Origin of the sequence: uncultured Campylobacter sp., from assembly GCF_938045535.1 — a bacterium.
Lineage (GTDB): Bacteria > Campylobacterota > Campylobacteria > Campylobacterales > Campylobacteraceae > Campylobacter_B.
The window spans coordinates 1-1,607 of sequence record NZ_CALIMQ010000009.1; the positions used below are offsets into that span (position 1 = coordinate 1).

Genomic DNA, 1,607 nt, shown 5'->3' on the forward strand with positions numbered 1-1,607 from the left:
AAGCTTAGTAAGCAAGACGAGCACGATCTAAGCCTCAAGGCGTTAGAAGAAATAACGCTAGCGGATGTTAATAAATTTTTCTCTCAGATAACGGATGGAGCGAGATTTACGGAGATTATCTCGGCAAAGGATTTGGGCATTAGCCAAAAAGACGCGGAGCTGCTCTACGAAAAAGCGCTGCCGTTTAATTTCGCTGATTCGAAGCTTGCTTCCAAGCAGCTTGCGGGAGCAGATTTAAAAGAGACGGAATTTAAAACGCAAAAAGGCGCTAGCGGCACTGAAATTTTGGAGTTTAAAAACGGCGCGAAGGTAATTTTAAAGCCTCTTAAAAGCGAGAAAAATAAAATCGCCCTCGTAGCCGTTAAAAAAGGCGGTTACGCGCACTTTGGCAAGGCTCGTGGCGAAATTCTAACTGCCCTGCTAAACTCGGGCACCATAGGCGAGCTAAACGAATATGAGGCGGGGCGCTTGACCTCAAAATTTGATTATAAGCTAAGATTTAGGATGGATGACGCAGACTGCGGTTTTAGAGGCGCAGGGGCGGATCTGGAGGCGATGGCACACGAGCTTTACGCAAGATTTAGCGAGCCGCTAATTCATGCAAGCTCGCTTACAAAATATAAAACCGACGCGCTTTCGGCGATCGCGCTGCGCGACGAGACGGCGGAATTTAAATTCGGCGAGCAAATTTTAAAATCTCTATATTCAGGAGATACGGCTCGCAAGCAGCCGCTTAGCGTAGATGACGTAAAGAGCGCAAATCTTGCCGATTTACAGCGCGATGCGGATGAAATTTTTTCAGGTGCTGGAAATTTTATCTTTGTGCTTAGCGGCGATTTCGAGCCTGCGCGCGCAAAACAAATTCTAGCCAAATATATCGGCAATCTAAAGCCCGGCACAAGCAGCGCTACGCCTAAAACTTTGATGCTAAATACTTCTAGCGGCGAGATTGTGCAAGACTACGGCGATAGTGATAAAAGCGAAGTTCGGATGATTTTTTCAAACTATGAGCTGCAAAATTTTGACTTTTCAGACACTTATAAATTTCAAGCGTTAAAAAGCGTGCTAAGCAATCGCATCGTCGAGCAGATCCGCGAGGCGCGCGGACAAATTTACTCGGCGATGGTGCATAGCGCCTATGTGCGTGAGCCACAAATCGCAGCAAGCTTGAACGTATCGTTTTCTACCGAGCCTAAAGATGCCCGTGCGGTTGCAGCAAGCGTGAGTGAAATTTTAAAACAGATCGAAAGCTCCGGCGCAAAAGATAGCGAGCTGGCAAATTTCAAAAAAGCTCAAATTCTATCGACCAAAAGAGCTGCGCAGACGAATGATTTTTGGCTTGCTAATATCACTGCGCACGAGCTTTACGGCTATCCGCTCTACGACGAAAAGGGCTACGCCGCGCGCGTAAACGCAGTAAAAAGTGCGGATGTGCAAAAAGCCGCACAAATGCTAAGCGATAGGCTATTTACGGCGATTTTAAATCCAAAGGAGCGTTGATGTTTGCTTCATTTTTTAAAAACAAAAAATGGGCATTTTGGGCATATTCGGGAATATTTTTTCTAATTGCGATTAATTGGTATCAAACTACCTTAAATGTGAGAATA

At 45.5% G+C, this 1,607-nt stretch carries 1 protein-coding gene and 1 pseudogene; both read left to right on the forward strand.

Annotated elements, in window-relative coordinates:
* A partial coding sequence (locus tag Q0095_RS00480) for an insulinase family protein (protein ID WP_297880356.1) occupies positions 1-1,500 on the forward strand: 1,500 nt, incomplete at its 5' end.
* Positions 1,500-1,607, forward strand: a pseudogene (locus Q0095_RS00485) (transporter); the annotation flags it as partial. The gene Q0095_RS00480 and the pseudogene Q0095_RS00485, both read left to right, overlap by 1 nt.